The sequence below is a fragment of the Paraburkholderia sp. JHI2823 genome (genome assembly GCF_038900695.1).
Classification (GTDB): domain Bacteria; phylum Pseudomonadota; class Gammaproteobacteria; order Burkholderiales; family Burkholderiaceae; genus Paraburkholderia; species Paraburkholderia mimosarum.
Window position 1 is genome coordinate 1 of record NZ_JAYMRY010000384.1, and the last position, 271, is coordinate 271.

General features: G+C 60.5%; 1 pseudogene. It reads right to left on the reverse strand.

Going from position 1 to position 271, the window contains the following annotated elements:
• Positions 1 to 58 precede the first annotated feature (58 nt).
• A pseudogene (locus tag VSR34_RS39085) lies at positions 59 to 271 on the reverse strand (IS6 family transposase); the annotation flags it as partial.

A 271-nucleotide genomic window follows, 5' to 3' on the forward strand; every position in this document is an offset into this window, starting at 1 on the left:
GGCTCTGTCAGGTTGGCCGATGTAGTCCGTCTTTGTGGCGTACGAGTAGTTATCCTGATTAGATAACCCTGTCTCCGGCCGCAGTGACAGTCCAACCATGCCACGTCGCGAAACGTTTCTGGAGCGCGGTACGATGACATGCCACGTTCATCTGGTGTCTGGGCAACGCGAAGTGCTGCCGGATCGGGCCGAAGCACGAAAGAAACGCCTGCGTGCGACGCGCATCGCGAAAACCGCACATCTGGCGCTCCCGCCTGCGGGTCGGCTGGTG